This window comes from Vibrio sp. Vb0888 (assembly GCF_033338835.1).
GTDB classification, from domain to species: domain Bacteria; phylum Pseudomonadota; class Gammaproteobacteria; order Enterobacterales; family Vibrionaceae; genus Vibrio; species Vibrio alginolyticus.
In genome coordinates this window covers 1-1,274 of record NZ_JAWOTL010000177.1, presented here as the reverse complement: position 1 = coordinate 1,274, position 1,274 = coordinate 1, and the positions used below count along the sequence as shown (strand labels likewise).

The following is a 1,274-nucleotide window of genomic DNA, read 5'->3' as shown; positions in this document are numbered from 1 at the left end:
TTCTGTGTGGCGAATTTTGATCAGCCACTAGAGATTGGTCAACGTCTGCACATTCTAGACAGCGCTGGTTACACGATGGTGAAACTAAACTGGTTCAATGGTCTACGTATGCCTTCTGTTTACTGTGAGCGTTCAAGCGGCGAGATTCAAAAACTGAATGAGTTTGACTACTCAGACTTCAAACGCTCACTGTCACAGTGGTCTGTGAAGTAATGTTTTTCTCATGCTTACAATGACAAAGAGCAGCTATTTATAGCTGCTCTTTTTCTATGAATAAAAGGCTAAATCGACTAGCTTTCAATAATCACTCTGGTGTCTTCGCTGAGCGCTTCTAACTCGTTCGCCACATCCTCGATTTCCAATTCGCTTGGCAGCTTGATAGCCATTTTGGCGCTGAACAAGCTAGAACTCACACCGCCACCCCCGGCAATAAATACGCGTTGGCAATCCATATCTAAAATAGAGATACCTTGTGCGTCCAGAACGTGAGTGATTTCATTGACGATACCTGCACGGTCATTGGAATCGAGACGAAGTTGGAAAATGGTATCTTCTTTGTGTGAGTGAGGCTCTGAATCCACAAATTTAACTACTAGAGTCTGGCAGGCTGAAAACGCTTCTTTCACCGTGTCCGCGTTTTCTTCAGGTAACTCAACTTTTATCACCCCAGCGACTTGGTCTTCAATAAAGTTCACTTTACTGATTAACCATTTGCCTCCGTTTTCATGAGTAACAGCAGCCAGTTGTTTGATAGTCGCCGGTGATGCTTGACCGACAAAGTTAACGATAAACACAGTGTTCATGATGTCCCCTCCTGGAATAAGGTTTGGACGCAGTGCGGTGGAACGCATCGCTTAAGTTATTGGAATAAGTCCTTTTCTTCAGTGTAGGTCCTAGGAAGGGGTTATGTTTGATAGAAGTCAATTTTTCACACTAATTCGCGAAGCAAATAATCAAAACAGTGCACTAGATACAAAAAGAGCAGCCGTTTGGCTGCTCTTCATTAATGTCGTTCAATATGGTTGGCTTAGAACGTTACTTTCAGCTCTACGCCGTAAAACTGACTGTCGTAGCTTGCACCTGCGTCCATGGCAAACTTCGCAACATCTTGATTGCCGAACCAAGGTGAGGAGTTGAATTTCAATTCAGCGCTGCCGCCCCATGCGTCAGTCACCCAGTGGTGGATATGACCAACAGGGTTTAGGAAGAAGAGAGAAACGTCGCCTGCAGTTTCTGAACCTAACACTTCGCCGCCATTTGCTACGATGTCTTGC

General features: G+C 44.7%; 1 protein-coding gene and 2 pseudogenes. 1 reads left to right on the top strand and 2 read right to left on the bottom strand.

The features are described 5' to 3' along the window. Positions 1-213: pseudogene (locus R7P72_RS24835) on the top strand (carboxynorspermidine decarboxylase); the annotation flags it as partial. Positions 214-290: 77 nt separating this feature from the next. On the opposite strand, the gene R7P72_RS24830 reads toward R7P72_RS24835, so the two are convergent. Next, positions 291-803, bottom strand: a complete 513-nt coding sequence (locus tag R7P72_RS24830) for a glycine cleavage system protein R (protein ID WP_005483182.1) — start codon at positions 801-803, stop codon at positions 291-293. A gap of 224 nt (positions 804-1,027) precedes the next feature. Beyond that, positions 1,028-1,274: pseudogene (locus R7P72_RS24825) on the bottom strand (DUF3943 domain-containing protein); the annotation flags it as partial.